Here is an 18,928-nt window from a genome sequence, read left to right on the forward strand (position 1 = left end):
TATTTTGTTTCATGAATTCTTAACAATTAAATAAACTTTTAGGAGGGTATAAGAAACATATCCCCAGTTAATTTGCAAGGATTTAAAATTGATTAAATGTCTGTTTTAATCCTAAATATTTACTTAAATTAAAAATCAATCACTATTAATTTAAACTATGAAACAAATTTTACAACGTCTTCTTATTATTCCAATTTTGATCGGAGCGAGCCTCATTGCACATGCACAAGGGGTAACTTCTTCGAGCATGAATGGAAGGGTTACTGATGGTGCTGGTGAGTCGCTTCCCGGTGCCAACATTGTGGTAGTGCACACGCCTTCTGGTACTACTTATGGAACCATCTCAAATCTGGATGGCTATTATACAATTGTGAACATGAGAACTGGTGGGCCCTATAAGGTGACTGTTTCTTTTGTTGGATATGATACTCAGGTATTGGAGGGTATAAATCTTGTTTTAGGGGAAAAAAGGAATTTAAATTTTCAATTAAATGACAATACTGAAACTTTAGCAGAAGTTGTGATTTCCGCTAAAACCGATGAAGTTATAAATTCTGGAAGAACTGGTGCTGCAACTAACGTTAACACTGAAACAATTAATCAAAACCCATCCATAAATAGGTCAATTGAAGATTTTGTTCGTTTAACGCCACAAGCAGCATCAGGCGTTGGTAATGGTGGAGTTTCAATTGCAGGAAGTAATAGTAGATATAACAATATTACAATAGATGGCGCTGTAAATAATGACGCATTCGGACTAAATTCTGATGGTTTACCTGGAAGTAGTTCTGGTGCGGAGCCAATATCTTTAGATGCAATAGAAGAAATTTCCATTTTAGTTGCTCCCTATGATGTCACGAAGGGGTCATTCACTGGTGGAGGAATAAATGCTGTTACAAGATCTGGAACCAATGATATCGAAGGGTCTGCATACTACTTTGTAAGAAACGAGAATCTTGCCGGTAAAACAATTGGGGATGATCCTCAAAAACAATCGCCTTTTTTTAATAAACAATACGGTGCTAGATTGGGTGGTCCAATAATCAAGGATAAATTATTCTACTTCGTTAATGTTGAGAGAGAAGTAGCCGAAACGCCAAATCAAATTAGACTGGTTTCACAAGCTGAATTAGATGCATTTGGCGGTGATGTTCCAGCGAATGTATCAAACATTAGTATCGAAGATGCTCAATCTGTTAGAAATTATTTACAGAATAATTTCGGTTATGATCCAGGAGGATTTGGATCGCTAGTTCCTGAAAGACAGAACACAAAGATTTTTGGAAAGTTGGATTATAATATCAATCAAGATCATCAAATATCAATTAGACACAGTTATTTAAAAGCAACTGATGAAAATATTGGCAGATCACAAAATAGTTTAGAATTTGAAAATAATGGGTATTTGAATGATGTGGTCAGCAATTCAACCATCTTAGAATTAAGATCAAGATTATCTGATAATGCGTCTAACAATTTAATAGTTGGCTATACAAGCATAAACAGGGAACGCAATTTGGATGATTATGGCCCGTTATTTCCTATGGTGGAAATAGATACTGATAACAACACCACACTGATAGCAGGTTCACAACGAAGTTCCGTGGGTAATGAGCTAAAGCAGGGAATAGCGCAGTTAACAAATAATTTCACATTGTTTAAGAACAAGCATACGTTAACATTTGGAACCCATAATGAGATGTTTGACATATTCAATTCATTTGTGAACAGATACCCTGGCCACTATGAATATGATGGACTAGATAACTTTCTAAATAATGATTTAGGTCCAAATGGAAGATTTAGGGTAAGGTATTCTTTAGACTATTATAATGACCGTTTTCAGCCTGTTGATCTGAGGTTTTTACAGACAGGATGGTACGTACAAGACGAGTTCCAAGCTACTGAAAAGTTAAGGTTAACAGCTGGTCTTAGAGTTGATATTCCTTTGTTCTTAGATGAGCCAAATGCTAACCCTTTATTTGTTCAGGAATTTGGTAGAAATGTACAGGATGTTCCAAGTGGTCAATTGCTTTGGTCTCCGAGATTTGGGTTTAACTATGATGTAAATGGAGATCAGTCACTTCAAGTAAGGGGTGGTTTAGGAATATTTACTGGTAGAGTGCCTTTCGTTTGGATTTCCAATGCCTACACAAATTCAGGCGCCACTACTTCCCTGGCAGATGTGCGTATAAATCGCGGTGGTGCTAATGTGCCTCTGTATCCGGATGGTAATAGAACATATGAATACTTTATTGCAGATCAACTAGGTGTGGATGTAAATGATCCTGCCGTGCGCACTGAAATAGAGAATTTGCAATCAAATGCTCCAACTTCTCAAATTGACGTGTTGGATGAGGATTTGAAATTGCCTCAAAATTTTAGAATGAACCTTGCCGTAGATACTAAATTACCTTGGGGATTAACTGCCACTTTCGAGGCAATCTATTCTAAAACGATCAACGCCATTCAGTATCAGAATTTACAGCTTGCTGAACCTGATGGGTCTATTCCAACAGAGGCTGGCAGACCAACATTCTCCAATAATCAAATAAATGGTAATTTCAGAGATGTTTTCTTGCTAACAAATACCAATGAAGGGCATCAGTACAGCTTTACTGGTCAATTAAACAAATCATGGTCTAACAACCAATCTGCCATGTTGGCTTACACCTATGGCGTTTCAAAAGATGCTAATGGTGGTACACATACCACAGCCAATTCAGGTTGGGAATTCAATCCTACACCAGGCAATCCTAACAGCGTTGATTTAAGTTATTCTGTTTGGGATTTGAGACATCGGATTGTTGGTAATGTAAACTATAGAAAAGAATATGCGAATTTTGCTGCCACTTCAATAGGTGTTTTCTTCAGTGCCCAATCTGGCTCACCGTTTACATTTATGGTAAATGGAGATCTTAATGGTGATGGTTCATTTGGTAATGATCAGGCATATATTCCAAGAAATCAGAGTGAGATTCTTTTTGGTTCAGGCGGTGTACCTGCCGATGCAGCCACCCAAGCTCAACAATGGGCTGAGCTAAATGCCTTTATTGAAAGGGATGATTATTTAAAAGAGAATAGAGGCAAAATAGCAGAAAGAAATGGTGCCAGAACCCCTTGGACAGCATTAATTGACCTTCGTTTAATGCAAGAGTTTAAAGTGCTGGAAAAGAATAGGCTTCAGTTTACAATGGATATTGAAAACGTGGCTAATTTCCTAAATAATGAATGGGGAAGACAGTATGACGTTAGATTTAATACTTATAATCTATTGCAATTTACAGGCTTCGATTCTGCGTCTGGCCGACCAGTTTATAATTATTCTGACAGACCTGAGGCATGGACCATCAATAATGCACCGTCAATTTGGAGAATGCAATTAGGCGTTAGATATATATTTGGTAACTAAGGTTAATGAATTTATTTCTCTAAAAGAGGCTCTAATGAGCCTCTTTTGCTTTAATACAATGGCTACAACAGAATACAAATACTTCGACAGAGACCTTTCCTGGCTATCTTTTAATAAACGAATTTTAATGGAAGCTGCGGATAAGTCTTTACCTGTGTATGATCGCATCAAGTTCTTGGCCATTTACTCGTCCAATTTGGATGAGTTTTTCAGGGTGCGAGTAGCGGCTATTCGAAGCATTGTGGAGATTGATAAAAAGAAAATAAACTCAAAATTAGACAAAAGCCCAAAAAAAATTCTTACTAAGATTTTAAGAGAAGTACACGAACAGCAGGAAGAATTTGGCAGAATAAAGCGTGATGATATAATTCCGGAGCTCCGAGAAAACAATATTATTTTTTATAGAGATGAACCTATTTTGGAAACACAGATACCATTTCTTAAAAAATACTTTCGTTCAAGAGTTCTGTCCTATTTGCAACCGATAATTTTAACAAAAGGAGAAAACGCTATTTTTCTTGAAAATAGGAAACTCTATTTCATCATTGATTTAAAATCAGCTAAGGGAGGGCAGGAAATCGCCTTGCTAAATATACCTTCTGATAGCTTATCCAGATATATTGAGTTACCAAAAACAGATGATAAGTACTACTATATTGCAATAGATGATATAATACGGGAGAATTTACCATTTCTATTTCCGAAATACATGATTCAGGGATGTTACTCTGTCAAAATAAATAGAGATGCTGATTTATATATCGATGACGAATATTCTGGTGATTTAGTTGATAAGATTAAAAAGCAGATTGCGAAACGGAACTTGGGTGTTCCCTCTCGGTTTTTGTATGATCAATTTATGCCTGAGAATATCCTGAAGTTTTTAGCGGGTAAATTAGGCTTAAAAGAAGATGACTTAGTGCCCGGTGGTAGATATCACAATATGTACGATCTGTTTTCATTGCCCAATCCGCTAAAGCCGGATCTTGAGTCTAAGGCATTAGAAGCCTTAGTTAAAACAGAATTAGAAGAATCGGACTCTATTTTCGATGCAATTGATAAAAAGGATGTGATGCTTCACTTCCCCTATCAATCATATGATTATGTTTTACGATTTTTTAATGAAGCTGCGCTAGACCCTGAAGTAGAAGAAATAAAGGCTACCTTTTACCGAATAGCGCCAGAATCATTTATATGCAATGCACTTATAAGTGCAGCACATAATGGTAAAAAGGTTATTGTTTTTGTAGAGATCAAAGCCCGGTTTGATGAACAAAATAATCTTTTATGGGCGGAGCGAATGCAACAAGCAGGTATCACTATTATTTACAGTATGCCCGGCCTTAAAGTGCATGCCAAGGTAGCTTTGGTGAGAAAAAGAAAAGCAGACGAAAGCCAGTATTATGGATATTATGGTACAGGCAACTTCAATGAAAAAACTGCTGAAATTTATGCCGATCAAGCGATTTTTTCTACTAATAGATCAATGAATGAAGATTTAAGTCATTTGTTCGATTATTTAGAAAACAGGGGTAAAATGGCACCTAAGTTTAATTCACTTCTAGTCTCACAATTCAACTTGCTTGAATCGTTCGAGTTATTAATTGATCAGGAAATAAAGAATACTGAAAGTGGAGGAAATGGACATATCATCATTAAGCTTAACAATCTTCAGGATACGAGGATGATTAGTAAACTATATGATGCCAGCAATGCAGGTGTGAAGATTGACATGATAGTGCGATCTATTTGCTGTCTGATACCTGAAGTCCCCGGTCAGAGTGAAAATATTAGAATTCACCGTATCGTGGATTCATATTTAGAACATTCAAGGGCCTTTTATTTTTATAACAATGGGGAGCCCAAAATATTTCAAGGTTCTGCTGATTGGATGGTTCGAAATCTCTATAGACGCATTGAAGTAGTCTTTCCTGTTTTGGAAAGCAGTCACAAGGAAGAGGTAATAAAAATGCTTGAGTTGCAATTAGAAGACAATACAAAAGGGGTGATTCTTAATGCTAAATTAAAGAATAAGAAGTTGGATAAAACAGCTGATGTAAGAGCGCAATTAGCTTTTTATAGTTATTTAAACTCTCGTGAGGGTTAGGCGCTGTTAGGATAAAGCAATAGCGCAATTACAAAACTTAGAATGGCTATGATAAATCCGAACATGAATACGTTATAGGATTTCCTTAGCATTCTATATTTCTTGCCTAACACAATCCCTAAAAAATAGATATCCTTTATTAAGCTTCCGTAGAGGAATTCTGCGTCTTTCATCATTTCCTTCATTCCCCACATATAGTTATCTAGCTCCATTCCATGAAAATTGCCAAAAAACAGTAGATTGGTTTTTTTCTCACGAATTTCTTCCCTAGTGAATTTTCCTGAAGATACGTTAGGCCTGGTAGCTAAAACAGCAAATACGATTGTTGTTAAACATACGATTACTAGTATAAGCGCAGGAATTATAAGTTGGGGGTAGTCTTCAAATTTTCTAAATAATACAGAAACCAGCACCGATAAAATGATCGAGTTAATAGATATCATGATGTTGGCCTTAGTATCGGCCATGGCACTTAGTTGCAAATGATTTTTGGAAGTTACTCGAAACATAGTTTCTATACCTCTGTCAGGCTTTTGTGTTTTGGCTTTAACTAATTTAGCCTCCAGTTTCTCAATCTTAGCCTCTAATTCATCTGTAGATTTGTTTTTCTTCTTTAGTTTTTTTTTTAGAAACTTAAGGTTTTCCTGTTTTTTAGGTTCCAATACTGTTTTACCATAATTAGTGAAATACGAATGAGATTTAATGAAATCTAGTGTTTTATTCTCCCACTCGGATGAATTCATATTATGATTGCAAATATCACAAAGTTCTACCCTTAGCTGCTCGCTTTTGTTTTGAAATGAATCTGTAGAAAGATGGAATAAATCTGCATCGCAGATTATTTTAGATAATTCATCCTTAGGGGTTTGTGGCATTCGGGTACTAATGATGAGTTTTTCAACCTTGCTAATGGTATTATCATCGGCACCCCATTCAGCTAACTTTGTGTGCATCAACTTCACGCTTTCCTCTTCATGATTTTTCTCATCGCATTTATATCCCAAATCATGAAACCAAGCTGCTATTTTTAAAACTTCAAGATCTTTGTTGGAAATAGCTTCTTCTTTGGCAATTAACTCTACTGCTTCAACCACTTCTTGGGTATGCTGCAAATTATGGTATGTAAAGCCTTGTGGTAGTTTCGAAAGGGTTTCTTCCGCAAAAGCTTTAGAATTTTGCAATAGATCAGATTTTCCCATAAAGAATAAAAATAGCCAAATTTATTGAGTTGAAACAATAACGCCCAAGCTATTAGAATCGTTTACTTTCCATCTACATAATTTTGTAGGTATTTGAACCGATCTGTGAGCTTGCCGTCCTTAGTTATAGTTGCTCGTTCAATCACCCCTTCAGAATCTTTATTGAACAAATGCGGGAGCACATTATTAAGTAGTTCTTTACCAAAGTCAACCGATGCATCCCTTGGTAGTTCGCAAGGCAAATTGTCAACAGCCATAACAGTGATGTTACTTTCGTCCTTAAGCGCAGGTTCTACCTTGTCCTCTGACGGGTTATAGTCATAGATTGGATCATCAATAGTACTCGGTTTTTTGGTGGATGGTATTGATCCTTCAATATCGCACGTAATGTCAGCGATTACCCTAATTTTAAAATTAGGCGCCAGAATATCTTCTCTCTTAAATAAGACTGGCGCAGCAGGATCCCAGTAAGCTCCGGCAATTAATAAGTCAGTTACTTCTGAGAATTTGGCAAAATCACTTTCATACAAGTGTGGCGAATTGTAGAAATCCCCTCGGTTAAACTCAGATCCATCTTTCGCTTTATTGTAATCCCGCGAGTTTAGTTGGGTATATACAGGCTCATCATATAATTCGCTTATGTAATCAGCAGGTGTTACTTTACGTATTCTCATACCGTTTAGTACCTCCATGGCACCTCTTGAAACACGGCCTCCACCAGTTACGGCTATCTTTATTGCAGGAAGGTCAACTTTTTCATATTCCGTTTTCAAATCCTCTAAGTCGAAGCACTTATTGGCTGGTCTGATGTTAAATAAATTGTACCGTTTGCCATAAGTTAAAATGCCATTATATGCCCCTACCAATCCTGCATATCTGCCAAAAGCTACTACTCTAGTTCCTTCACTATCGGTGAGTAGCTCATAGTCTATAAGTCTGATATTCTTTTTTAAAATTTCCCTTAATAATTCTCGGTTATACGGCTGTTCTTTAATGGTGTGTGAAAAGAATAAATAAGTTTTGCCTTCAATCAAATTTTTAATCGGTACTTCTTTAACACCCATAAGGATGTCACAATTTTCTACCGTGTCAACCAGCTCAATTTCTTCGCTGCGATAGTCGGAATCATTGTAGCATCTTATATCACTTTTTTGAACAACAACCTTCACATGAGGAAAGGAATTCATAATCTCTCTGGCTTGAAAAGGAACTATGGGTACACGCTTATCAACGGGGACTTTCCCTTCTTTTAAGATGCCAACTTTAAGATTACTCATAGGGTATATGATTAGTTATTCAGGCAAATATAATGTTAATCAACTCATTACTCCAATGTGCGTTGAAGTATGTTTAAAGTTGCATGAGAGAGGAGGAAGCTTGGAAATTAATAAGAAATCAGTGCAAATGGGTTTGATAGAAATTGTTTAAAGATTACTCTTCTTCATCACTTTTACCTGACTTTAATTCTTCGTAATCTTCTCGGTCGACAAGCTTTTTGTCTTCGACATTTTTGTTCAGGAACTCATTGATTTTGTCAATATTATAACTTGTCTTTAACTCACCAAAAGAATCGATTTCTACGTTAAAGCCTTCTAAATCTTTGTTTACCGTAGGTTTTTCTTTTCGTTTCTCTTCCTCTTTCGTATTTTTCTTTTTCTTAGGCATCTATTTGAATGTTTTCAATTGCAGCTGTAATTCTATCGGATGACTCCCTAGCCCCCAGTATTTCTATAACTTGCATTAAATCAGGACCACTACCTTGCCCTGTAAGAGCTACACGCAAACTCTGCATGACCATACCCATTTTTACACCTTGCCTTTCCAAAACTTCATTCAGTAGAGTTTTGGCATTTTCTGAATCCAAATCAACACTATCCAATAGAATAGATTTATATTCTGTGAGAACTTCAACAACTGTTTGGTTCCATTTTTTACTTGTTACTTTCTCGTCATAGCTCACTGGTTTAACGAAGAAAATCTGAGCCTCGTTCCACAATTCTTCAGGAAACTCTACACGTTCTTTAAGAACATCACATATTTTTTCTAAAGATGAATGACTATATTGAATGTGATGTGCTTCAATCTTATCACTCATATAGTTTACCAATTCGCTGGCAGGCTTAGCCTTTATGTACTGTTGATTATACCACTTTGCTTTTTCAATATCAAATTTAGCTCCTGATTTTCCGATTCTATCTATCGAGAATGCATCAACTAACTCGTTCATCGAAAATAGTTCTTGCTCAGTTCCAGGGTTCCATCCCAAAAACGCAAGAAAATTGATAAAGGCATCCGGTAAGTATCCCGCTTCCCTAAACCCTGAATATGGTTCAAGTTTACCCTCTTTGTCAGGGAATTGGCCTGTGATAGGGAAAACAGGGAAACCTAATTTGTCGCCATCCCGTTTGCTTAATTTTCCATTTCCATCTGGCTTAAGCAATAATGGCAGGTGCGCGAATTGTGGCATAGAATCTTCCCAGCCCAAATACTTATAAAGAAGAACATGGAGTGGTGCTGAAGGTAACCATTCTTCACCCCTTATAACATGGCTGATCTTCATTAGATAATCATCCACTACATTTGCCAGATGGTAGGTTGGCATCCCATCAGATTTCATCAGAACTTTGTCATCTATGGCAGAAGAATGTACCATTACCCAGCCTCTAATCATATCATTTAATCGAACATCTTCCTTTCTAGGCACTTTAAGCCTAATAACATACGGTTCTCCTGAAGATAACTTCTCGTTTACTTCTTCCTCAGTAAGGGTAAGCGAATTTTTCATTTGCATTCGGGTGATGCTGTTATAATGCAACGTCTCAACTTTGGCAGCCTTTAACCTTTCGCGCATCGCGTCAAGCTCTTCAGTAGTATCAAATGCATAGTAGGCATGCCCATTATCAATGAGTTGCTGGGCATACTTTTTATAGAATGATTTTCTCTCAGATTGCCTGTAAGGCCCATAAGGCCCACCCGAATTTGGCCCTTCATCAGGATGTAGACCGGCCCAATCTAAAGACTCAAAAATATACTCTTCAGCTCCTTCAACAAACCTAGATTGATCAGTGTCTTCAATTCTAAGAATGAACTTACCACCATTTTTTCTGGCGAATAGGTAATTATATAATGCAGTTCTTACACCACCTACATGCAATGCCCCTGTTGGACTCGGGGCGAATCGTACTCTCACTTCTTTAGCCATACCTTAATGTAATTGGGGCGCAAAATTACAAAATGGTCTATTCAAAAGCACCTTAGAATTACTTTATTACCGAACCGCAATGCATGAAATTTCGACATTTACATTTTTTGGCAACTTGCTAACTTCAACAGTTTCCCTTGCAGGAGGTAACTCGTCAAAATACTGACCATATATTTCGTTGATAGAGCCGAAATCGTCCATATTTTTAATGAAGATCGAACATTTAACAATATTGGCATAAGACATATTTGCTTCTTTTAGCACGTGTCCCAGGTTTTCCATTACTTGCTTCGTCTCTGCTTGAATATTGTCTTGAATAAGCTCACCGGATGCCCGGTTTATGGCTATTTGCCCGGAAACATAGAGTGTATCACTAGCCATAACGGCCTGACTGTAAGGCCCAATAGGTTCTGGTGCTTTATTACTGTTTACTATCTTCTTCATTCCTATATCCTTGTAGTTAATTTATTTAATTTTGAATTCGGTTACTAAGATAATAATTGATGATAAATGTTCTTGCTGTCGGTAATGATAGATGCGTAAGTGAGCTAGAGGCCAAATTGAGTGGCACAGCTAACCTGATTAGTTGTATTAATCTTGACAAAATTGAGGATTTAACTCAGTTTGATGTAATTGTTGATTTTGATATTGCAAATAATCCTGAAAATTATCTAGACTATAAAGAGCTGAACGATAGTGTTATTTTACTTAATACAGTAAAAGTAACATTGGCAGAACTTACTTATACATTTGGATCCTCTTCAGCAGAAATTTATGGCTTTAATGGCCTTCCATCCTTTATCAACAGAGAAATCTTCGAAATATCATCGCTTTCAGGCGAGGTTTCTGAAGGATTTAATAAACTTAAGTGGGAATATCAGCTTGTTGATGATAGGGTAGGACTTGTTACACCAAGAATAGTATTGATGATAATTAATGAGGCTTTTTATACAGTACAGGAAGGTACCGCTACAAAAGAAGACATCGATTTAGGAATGAAGCTAGGTACAAATTATCCCTACGGCCCATTCGAGTGGTCAGCACTTATCGGCATTGAAGAAGTGTATGAAGGCCTGGAAGCCATTTATGAAGACACAAAAGAAGAGCGCTATAAAATAGCGCCCTTGTTAAAAAAAGAATATTTAAGCAGTTAATTACTCTACAGTAACTGATTTTGCTAAATTTCTTGGCTGATCAACATTACAACCTCTTAACACAGCTATATGATAAGAAAGTAATTGCAATGGTATTACTGAAACCATAGGCATAAGAGCCTCATCAGTTTTAGGAACTTCAATGACAAATTCTGCCATTTGAGGTATTAATACATCCCCTTCAGTTACAATGGCAATTACTTTGCCTTTTCTAGCTTTTACTTCCTGGATGTTTGAAACTACTTTGTCATATGAACTATCCCTTGTTGCAATAAATACAACGGGCATTTCCTCATCTATCAAAGCTATAGGGCCATGCTTCATTTCCGCTGCCGGATATCCTTCTGCATGGATATAAGAAATTTCTTTTAACTTAAGAGCACCTTCAAGGGCAACAGGAAAGTTAAATCCTCTTCCTAAGTAAAGAAAGTTTCTGGCATCTTTAAAAAGCTCAGCTATTTCCTTAATCATAGGCTCTAGCTTAAGTGCTTTTTCTACTTTGGCAGGGATATTTTCTAACTCTACTAGTAGTTCATGATACCTTCTTTCAGAAATAGTTCCTTTTTTATGTGCTACACGCAGTGCAATCATATTGAGAACAGTTAACTGAGCCGTAAATGCTTTTGTGCTTGCCACACCTATTTCAGGCCCCGCATGTGTATAGGCGCCCTCATGAGATGTTCTGGCAATGGAAGAACCTACCACATTACACACTCCAAATATTATTGCTCCTTTTGATTTTGCCAATTCTATAGCAGCCAGTGTGTCAGCTGTTTCACCCGATTGTGAAATGGCAATCACCACATCACCTTCGTTGATTATTGGATTGCGATATCTGAATTCTGATGCATATTCTACTTCAACCGGAATTCGACAAAATTCTTCAAAGAAATACTCTGCAACCAAACCGGCATGCCAGGATGTGCCACAAGCTACAATGATTATTCTATCGGCATTAACTAGCTTATTAGCGTATTCCCGAATGCCACCTAGCACTAACCTGCCAGAATTGGCATCCAGCCTACCTCGCATACAATCGCTGATCGATTTAGGTTGCTCAAAAATTTCTTTAAGCATAAAATGCTCATATCCACCTTTTTCTATCGCCTCTAATTCCATATCTAGCGTTTGAATATAAGGTGTTAATGGTACGTCTTGCGTATTCTTAATTTTAAGTTCGCCTCCATCAATAACAGCAATTTCATGCTCGTTAAGGTACACAACCTCATTCGTATACTCTATTATTGGTGTGGCATCTGAAGCCAAGAAAAACTCATCTTTTCCTACACCTATAACTAATGGACTACCTTTACGAGCTGCTATAAGCTGATCAGGATTGTCTTTTGACATGATCACGATAGCATATGCCCCAACCACTTTTGTAAGAGCTAATCGAACTGCTTCATCCAATGTGCAATTATTATTTACCTGAATATCTTCAATAAAGTGAATGAAAACTTCGGAGTCAGTATCACTTTGAAAAACGTGCCCTTTATTTAACAATTCTTGCTTTAGTGAACTGTAGTTTTCAATTATCCCATTATGAATAATTGCCAAATTTTTTGACTGTGAATAATGCGGGTGGGCGTTAATATCATTTGGTTCTCCGTGTGTTGCCCAACGTGTATGGCCAATGCCTATTGTACTTGATAGCTCAACACCTTTAACATATTCCTCTAACTCTGAAACTTTGCCCTTCTTCTTATAAACATTCAAACCTCCATTTAGCAAGGCTATCCCTGCACTATCATAGCCTCTATACTCGAGCCTTTTTAGTCCTTTGATGATTACATCGTGTGCCTCACGATGCCCAACATATGCTACAATTCCACACATATCTAATTAGTTATCGAATAATAATATTGAATCTTTATGTCCTGCTTATCCACTACAAAGCTTCTTATACTTATATCCCTGGCCAAAGTATTAAGGCCAACAATAATTTTATCATAAGGGTTTTGATCGTCAACAATACCTTGTAAGTAGAGCGGTATTTCTACCGTGTAAGTTTCTGTGGTGCTGTTAAATGTAACAAGATTTGGAAGATCAGAGAGCAATGTACCTTCCGCATTATTGCTAAGAATCCCTTCACTTAATTCTTGCTCATTGGTCATTAAAAAACTTAAACTCGTTGGATTTTCAATTCTAGCTTGTGGGTTAATTAAATTTTCTATTGAAAGTACCGCTCGCTGAATAATGATATTCGGAATACTATCTCTTAAATCTCTGAATTCTGATACATCCACCGAAAAAAACATGTTCGTTCCAGCTTGGAAATATACTTGATCATCACCGGATGGAAATAGCTGATTAATCTCAGACAAACCATCAAAAGCTCCTCCATTCCAGGGGTTATCCTCATTGGGTGTGAAGTTGGTAAATGATTTCAATGAATTTAAAATGAATAATCCACGTTCATCTACCCGAGAACCAAGTACGTTTTCCACAGTATAGTCTAAGCCAATATTTGTATTAGGATCGAGTAAATCGAAACCAATAATAGCCGTGTTTGCCTGATTAGGAACGATTGCCAATCCTTTTAGTTTTTGATCTAGTAGAGTTGCCCTGGTAGAAGAATTAATTGTGAAAGTTGTATCGTTTACAGCTCCTGAAGAGTCGATGGATAATACTTCTACAGCGTCTACCGTTGAACTTATAAACGCCTCAAAAAACTCTTGCTTAAATTCCTCAGATAAATTTAAATTTATCTTATAAATGTAAATTCCGCTTGCGTCATATAGAACTCGTTCATCTGCACTAACACCTTCCGGAATTTCTAAATTAATAGAATCTGGGTAAAGAATAAATTCGGCTTCACCCACTTTATTTCCCAGATTCAACACAGATGAACTCGTAAGTTGTTCTTCTTCATTGATAGGTTCTGCCAATTGAAAAATATCAAATTGTTGAACATCAATGGCTGTAAATGTTCCAGTGGCCTCTCTAATTCTAAGATTTATTTCTAAATCAATATATTCGGCTGTAGTGATCAATTTGGGATCAGTCCTTACCTCTCCAATAGATATGTCACAATATCCTGTTGCATCAATATTACCAAAGTTTGGATCTACATAATGCCCGGCAAACAGCCTGCCCTGAAAAGAAGATGGGGCACTACCCACCCAAAGCTGCTCAATGTCATCAGAAACTGATTGTTCTGCAAAAAAAATCCCCAAATTATTTTCTGGGGTTAAATTTAATTGTCCTATTTCCTCTTCACACGCGAAGAATGTCAGGGCTGTTATTAGCAACAGCCCCAATTTTCTATCCCACAAGTTCATTATATAAGTTGTAATAAGATTCTGAAAAATTATCGTCCTGTTCAATTACTTCTAACTTCTTCTCTTCTTTAGCTTGTTTAATCAATTCATCAAGAGATTTATCATTTTCCGGACTTATTACTAAGTCTGAAAATTCCATACCTAATTTGATGAATCCATTATAATCAGCGCTTTCTAAATTAGAAAGCATGCTATCCTCAATATCCATCATTTTCACTTTTTCAATTAAATCTCCTCCAAACTTATGGGAAAAGCTATTGTTGTGAATGTTGAAAACCGACTTGGTCTCCTTAAACAAAGGGTCATTTTTATAAGTGGTTTTTAAATAAAGTGGTATTAAGCTCGTCATCCAATCATTACAGTGAACAACATCTGGCGCCCATCCCAATTTCTTTACAGTTTCTATAACGCCCTTGCAGAAAAATATTGCACGTTCGTCATTATCTTCATAAAATTTATTTTCCTTATCATGGAAAACTGATTTTCTGTGAAAATAATCTTCATTATCAATGAAGTAAACCTGAAGCTTAGCATTTGGAATTGATGCTACCTTTATTACCAATGGCTTCTCTTCATCACCCACCGAAATATTGATTCCTGAAAGCCTAACAACCTCATGGAGCCTGTTTTTTCTTTCATTAATCAATCCAAACCTTGGTACCAGTATTCTTATTTCCATTCCCTTTTCTTGCATGGCCTGAGGCAGCTTTCTTACGAAATCTGCAACCTCTGATGTTTGTAAGAACGGATTTATTTCACTGGCAACATAAAGAATGCGTAGATTTGACATATATGTATTGATTTGATTTAGTATGCAGAATGAAAGCACAAAAGTACAAAATTTTCTCCTTAATTCAAGATTTTATATTTTGAAAAACTTAAGTTTGCGACCTTTTATAAAAATCTGATGAGGGTTTTCCGTAAGATTTCAGAGCTACGCCAATTTATATCAGAACAAAGGTTTTTAAATAAATCCATTGGTTTTGTGCCTACCATGGGCGCTTTGCATTCAGGCCATTCTGAATTGCTGCGGGTAGCCAGAAACCAATCTGACATTGTCGTATGCAGCATATTTGTCAATCCGACTCAATTTAATAATCAGGAAGATTTAATTAATTATCCAAGAACCACAGATCGCGATATAGAGCTATTGAAGGCGGTGGAATGTGATGCACTGTTTCTTCCGGAAGCCGATGAAATATATAAAGAGGAAACCCGATTGAAATTTAATTTTGGCTGGCTAGAATCCACCATGGAGGGATTACACAGACCAGGGCACTTTAATGGGGTAGCTGTTGTAGTATCCAAACTATTTCACATTGTTAACCCTGATTTCGCCTATTTTGGACAAAAGGATTTACAACAACTTGCTATTATTAAGCAACTTGTAAAAGATTTATCGTTCCCTGTGAGTATTATAAGTGTACCAACGGTAAGGGAATCATCCGGTTTAGCAAAGTCATCTAGAAATGAAAGGCTTAGTATTGAAGGAAAAAATATTGCGGCACATATAAACAAAAGTCTTGCGCAATTAGAAAGTCAATTACTAAGCGGTATTAGCTTTGATGAATATAAGTCGGAATCAATTAACTATTTAAAAGATAAGGGTATCGAAGTTGAATATTTAGAATTAGTTGATTCTGAAACAATGAAAGCTGTATCGAACAAATTGAACGACAATTCTGTTGCATTGTGCATAGCAGCAGTAGTTGAAGGCATAAGACTTATAGATAACAGGATTTTTTAGCAACTTTGCAGTCGTGAATATAGAAGTACTCAAATCAAAGATACACCGCGTTAAGGTTACACAAGCCGAATTGCATTATGTTGGAAGCATAACAATAGATGAAGATTTATTGGAGGCAGCCAATATGATTGAGGGCGAAAAAGTGCAAATAGTGAACATTAATAATGGTGAACGCATAGAAACATACACGATTAAAGGAGAAAGAGGTAGTGGTATGGTTTGCCTCAACGGCCCTGCCGCCAGGCGCGTTCAAGTGGGTGACATCATTATTATTATTTCTTATGCGTCTATGGATTTTGAAGAAGCTAAAACTTTTAAACCGTCAATCATTTTTCCTGACGCAGACAACAACCTTCCATAATACAATTGATGGGGAAGAAGATTAAAAATTTCCTGAAATATGTGGCAATGCTGCTTATTACAGCCGTGCTTCTTTGGCTTTCTTTTGATAGCATAGAAGTAAGTGAAGGAGAAAGTAAATCAAATTACCTGCTTTCCGTTTGGAACTCTGCCGATAAGTTATTCTTATTTCTTTCAGCGTTCGTGGCACTCCTAAGCCACTTCATCCGTGCTCAGAGATGGAAATTGTTGCTTAACCCTATAGGTTACAAATTAACAATCGGCCAAGGTTTTCTTTCTGTAATGATTGGGTACTTTATAAACCTTGCGATACCAAGAGGGGGCGAAGTTTCGAGATGTTTCAATTTATACAGATTAAATGGAACACCTGTCAATGTCTCTTTAGGTACAGTTGTTGCCGAACGAGTTATTGACTTAGTTTTCCTTATCATTTTATTGTCCATCTCCTTCTTTATTGAATTGGAGAGTTTATTGATGTTTTTTCAATCCAAGGAAGTTCAGGCACTAACAAATCAACAAAGTGATAAATCCTATTTCTTGATTAGTGTATCAGGGATAACTTTTATAGTAGCCATATGGCTCATATTTAGATTTCTTTTAAAGAGGAGAAGGTTTTTGATGTTGAGGTTTTTACTTAAATCTAAAAACACCTTGTCAGGAATTAAAGATGGGGTTAAATCTGTTTTACAACTTGAAAGCAGGACCATATTTATTATACATTCCTTACTTATTTGGGTGTGCTACTATTTAATGATGTATTTTGTGATGCTTGCTTTTCCAGAAACAGAGAGTTTGGGTTTAGGTGCAGCATTAACAATTTTTGTTATCGGTGGAATTGCCATGGCTATGCCATTGCCTGGTGGTGCTGGTAGTTTTCATGTGCTGGTTTCAACAGGTTTAATTTTGTTGTATGCTTTACCCAAAGATAAGGCTGTAGCGTTTACTTTTATATTTCATGGGTGGCAGACACTAGTGATAATCATTGTAGGTGCAATGTCAATGATCATAAGTCAAATAATAAGAACAAAAAGTGAAAAACACAGCAACTAAAATTTTAACAGTCGATAAATTAAAAGACCTAAGGCAAGACTGGAAAAAGTCAGGTAATGAAGTGGTTTTTACGAATGGCTGTTTTGATATATTGCATCTGGGGCATGTTGATTACCTGGAAAAAGCAAAAGGCTTAGGAGATAGGTTAGTGGTGGCATTAAATACAGATACATCAGTTAAAAGGCTTAAAGGAAAAGAGCGACCATTAAATAATGAGGTATCTCGCGGCAGGTTAATAGCGGCTTTGGAATTTGTAGATGCAGTAGTATACTTCTCAGAAGATACCCCGAAAGAAATTATTGAAACTTTAGCTCCTGACATTCTCGTTAAAGGAAATGACTATTTGGCAGAAAATATAGTTGGTGCGGATTTTGTCGTAAAAAACGGTGGAAGAGTTGAAACAGTACCATTGGTAGATGGTTATTCAACAACCAACTTGGTAGAAAAAATAAAAAAATTAAATAAGTAAGAATATGATCATTGTGATTATGATAGTTTTCGGCATACTCAGTTTTGCCGTGAGCTCAAGGTTAAAAAGTAAGTTTAAGAAATATTCTCAAATTCCTTTGGGAAGAAATCTTTCTGGGGCTGAAATAGCAAAGTTAATGCTAGCAGACCATGGCATTCAGGATGTAGATGTTACCTGTGTTGAAGGTCAATTAACGGATCACTACAATCCAGTGAACAGAACGGTGAACCTAAGTAAAGAGGTATATCATGGTAGAAATGCTGCAGCAGCTGCTGTGGCTTCACATGAGTGCGGCCATGCTGTGCAACATGCTACGGCATATAGTATGTTAGAATTTAGGTCAGCCATGGTACCAATGCAAAATGCCAGTGCTAAAATTTTGAATGTTATTTTTATGGTTATGCTTTTTGGAGGATTTATGCTTCCATCATTTATACCATGGAATATGGCTTTGCTTGTTATCATTGGTGCATATAGTATTATGACATTATTTTCATTTGTAACATTACCTGTTGAATTTGATGCCAGTAAGAGAGCGCTAGCCTGGATAGACGAGAGAGGGATTGTAAATAGTCAAGAACACGGAATGGCTAAAGACGCACTAAAGTGGGCTGCAATGACATACGTAGTTGTGGCATTAGGTTCTTTGGTTACCCTGTTATATTACCTAAGCCTATTTTTGGGTAACAGGGATTAAGCAATTGTAAAATAAATGTAATTTTGCGGGTCAGGAAGAACATTCCTGACCCTTTTTGTTTATTAATAAAAACCTTTTTAATAAGATATGGATTTTGAATTGACTGAAGAACAACTGGCAGTTAGAGATGCCGCAAGAGACTTTGCGCAAACTGAGTTATTACCTGGTGTAATTGAGCGTGATAACAACCAGGAATATCCTAAAGAGCAAGTGAAAAAAATGGGTGAGTTAGGATTCTTAGGAATGATGA

At 36.7% G+C, this 18,928-nt stretch carries 17 protein-coding genes; 9 read left to right on the forward strand and 8 right to left on the reverse strand.

Annotation, left to right across the window (positions count from 1 at the left end; genetic code table 11):
- Nucleotides 1-157 precede the first annotated feature (157 nt).
- Together RLO81_RS08970 and ppk1 are read left to right on the forward strand one after the other, a co-directional pair.
- Nucleotides 158-3,412 (forward strand): TonB-dependent receptor, encoded by a 3,255-nt coding sequence (locus RLO81_RS08970; protein ID WP_350110297.1) that lies wholly within the window; start codon nt 158-160, stop codon nt 3,410-3,412.
- Between the two features lie 58 nt (nt 3,413-3,470).
- Nucleotides 3,471-5,519 carry a polyphosphate kinase 1 gene (ppk1, locus tag RLO81_RS08975; protein ID WP_350110300.1) on the forward strand — a complete coding sequence of 683 codons (2,049 nt, stop codon included), beginning with the start codon at nt 3,471-3,473 and terminating at the stop codon, nt 5,517-5,519.
- Here ppk1 and RLO81_RS08980 read toward each other — a convergent pair.
- The 5 genes from RLO81_RS08980 to RLO81_RS09000 all read right to left on the reverse strand — a co-directional run bounded on the left by RLO81_RS08980 (nt 5,516) and on the right by RLO81_RS09000 (nt 10,364).
- Complete coding sequence (locus RLO81_RS08980) at nt 5,516-6,700, reverse strand: Pycsar system effector family protein (RefSeq protein ID WP_350110303.1); 1,185 nt, start codon at nt 6,698-6,700, stop codon at nt 5,516-5,518. The genes ppk1 and RLO81_RS08980 overlap by 4 nt on opposite strands.
- An 80-nt stretch (nt 6,701-6,780) precedes the next feature.
- Nucleotides 6,781-7,995, reverse strand: a complete 1,215-nt coding sequence (locus tag RLO81_RS08985; RefSeq protein ID WP_350110306.1) for an NAD(P)-dependent oxidoreductase — start codon at nt 7,993-7,995, stop codon at nt 6,781-6,783.
- A 154-nt stretch (nt 7,996-8,149) separates the two neighbouring features.
- A complete protein-coding gene (locus tag RLO81_RS08990) occupies nt 8,150-8,383 on the reverse strand; it encodes a hypothetical protein (RefSeq protein ID WP_350110309.1) in 234 nt (77 codons plus the stop codon).
- On the reverse strand, nt 8,376-9,920 hold the full coding sequence (gene gltX / locus RLO81_RS08995) for a glutamate--tRNA ligase (protein WP_350110312.1): 1,545 nt from the start codon (nt 9,918-9,920) through the stop codon (nt 8,376-8,378). Before gltX ends, RLO81_RS08990 begins: the two co-directional genes overlap by 8 nt.
- A gap of 66 nt (nt 9,921-9,986) precedes the next feature.
- Complete coding sequence (locus RLO81_RS09000) at nt 9,987-10,364, reverse strand: RidA family protein (RefSeq protein WP_350110315.1); 378 nt, start codon at nt 10,362-10,364, stop codon at nt 9,987-9,989.
- Nucleotides 10,365-10,423: 59 nt separating this feature from the next.
- Here RLO81_RS09000 and RLO81_RS09005 point away from each other — a divergent pair, with 59 nt between their 5' ends.
- Nucleotides 10,424-11,074, forward strand: coding sequence for a 3-hydroxyacyl-CoA dehydrogenase family protein (locus RLO81_RS09005; RefSeq protein WP_350110318.1), 651 nt, complete (start codon nt 10,424-10,426; stop codon nt 11,072-11,074).
- On the opposite strand, the gene glmS is transcribed toward RLO81_RS09005, so the two are convergent.
- Genes glmS through RLO81_RS09020 form a run of 3 tightly spaced genes read right to left on the reverse strand, consistent with a single transcriptional unit; the run spans nt 11,075 to nt 15,145 of the window.
- Entirely contained in the window at nt 11,075-12,910 is a 1,836-nt protein-coding gene (gene glmS / locus RLO81_RS09010) for a glutamine--fructose-6-phosphate transaminase (isomerizing) (RefSeq protein ID WP_350110321.1), read from the reverse strand.
- A 2-nt stretch (nt 12,911-12,912) separates the two neighbouring features.
- A complete protein-coding gene (locus tag RLO81_RS09015; RefSeq protein WP_350110324.1) occupies nt 12,913-14,355 on the reverse strand; it encodes a hypothetical protein in 1,443 nt (480 codons plus the stop codon).
- The gene (locus tag RLO81_RS09020) at nt 14,339-15,145 is read right to left on the reverse strand and encodes a glycogen/starch synthase (RefSeq protein ID WP_350110327.1); all 807 of its coding nucleotides are present in this window, start codon (nt 15,143-15,145) and stop codon (nt 14,339-14,341) included. The genes RLO81_RS09015 and RLO81_RS09020 overlap by 17 nt, the downstream gene beginning before the upstream one ends.
- 117 nt (nt 15,146-15,262) lie before the next feature.
- On the opposite strand from RLO81_RS09020, the gene panC reads away from it, so the two are divergent.
- The 6 genes from panC to RLO81_RS09050 form a co-directional block, all read left to right on the forward strand.
- On the forward strand, nt 15,263-16,102 hold the full coding sequence (gene panC, locus RLO81_RS09025) for a pantoate--beta-alanine ligase (RefSeq protein ID WP_350110329.1): 840 nt from the start codon (nt 15,263-15,265) through the stop codon (nt 16,100-16,102).
- A gap of 13 nt (nt 16,103-16,115) precedes the next feature.
- Complete coding sequence (gene panD, locus RLO81_RS09030; protein ID WP_205723124.1) at nt 16,116-16,463, forward strand: aspartate 1-decarboxylase; 348 nt, start codon at nt 16,116-16,118, stop codon at nt 16,461-16,463.
- Nucleotides 16,464-16,471: 8 nt separating this feature from the next.
- Complete coding sequence (locus tag RLO81_RS09035) at nt 16,472-17,512, forward strand: lysylphosphatidylglycerol synthase transmembrane domain-containing protein (RefSeq protein WP_350110332.1); 1,041 nt, start codon at nt 16,472-16,474, stop codon at nt 17,510-17,512.
- Complete coding sequence (rfaE2, locus tag RLO81_RS09040) at nt 17,493-17,981, forward strand: D-glycero-beta-D-manno-heptose 1-phosphate adenylyltransferase (protein ID WP_350110335.1); 489 nt, start codon at nt 17,493-17,495, stop codon at nt 17,979-17,981. The genes RLO81_RS09035 and rfaE2 overlap by 20 nt, the downstream gene beginning before the upstream one ends.
- A 4-nt stretch (nt 17,982-17,985) precedes the next feature.
- The gene (locus RLO81_RS09045) at nt 17,986-18,678 is read left to right on the forward strand and encodes a zinc metallopeptidase (protein WP_350110338.1); all 693 of its coding nucleotides are present in this window, start codon (nt 17,986-17,988) and stop codon (nt 18,676-18,678) included.
- 87 nt (nt 18,679-18,765) lie between these two features.
- Nucleotides 18,766-18,928: acyl-CoA dehydrogenase family protein (locus RLO81_RS09050; RefSeq protein WP_350110341.1), on the forward strand; the 163-nt coding region annotated here is incomplete at its 3' end.

The organism is Fulvivirga sp., assembly GCF_040220315.1.
Lineage (GTDB): Bacteria > Bacteroidota > Bacteroidia > Cytophagales > Cyclobacteriaceae > Fulvivirga.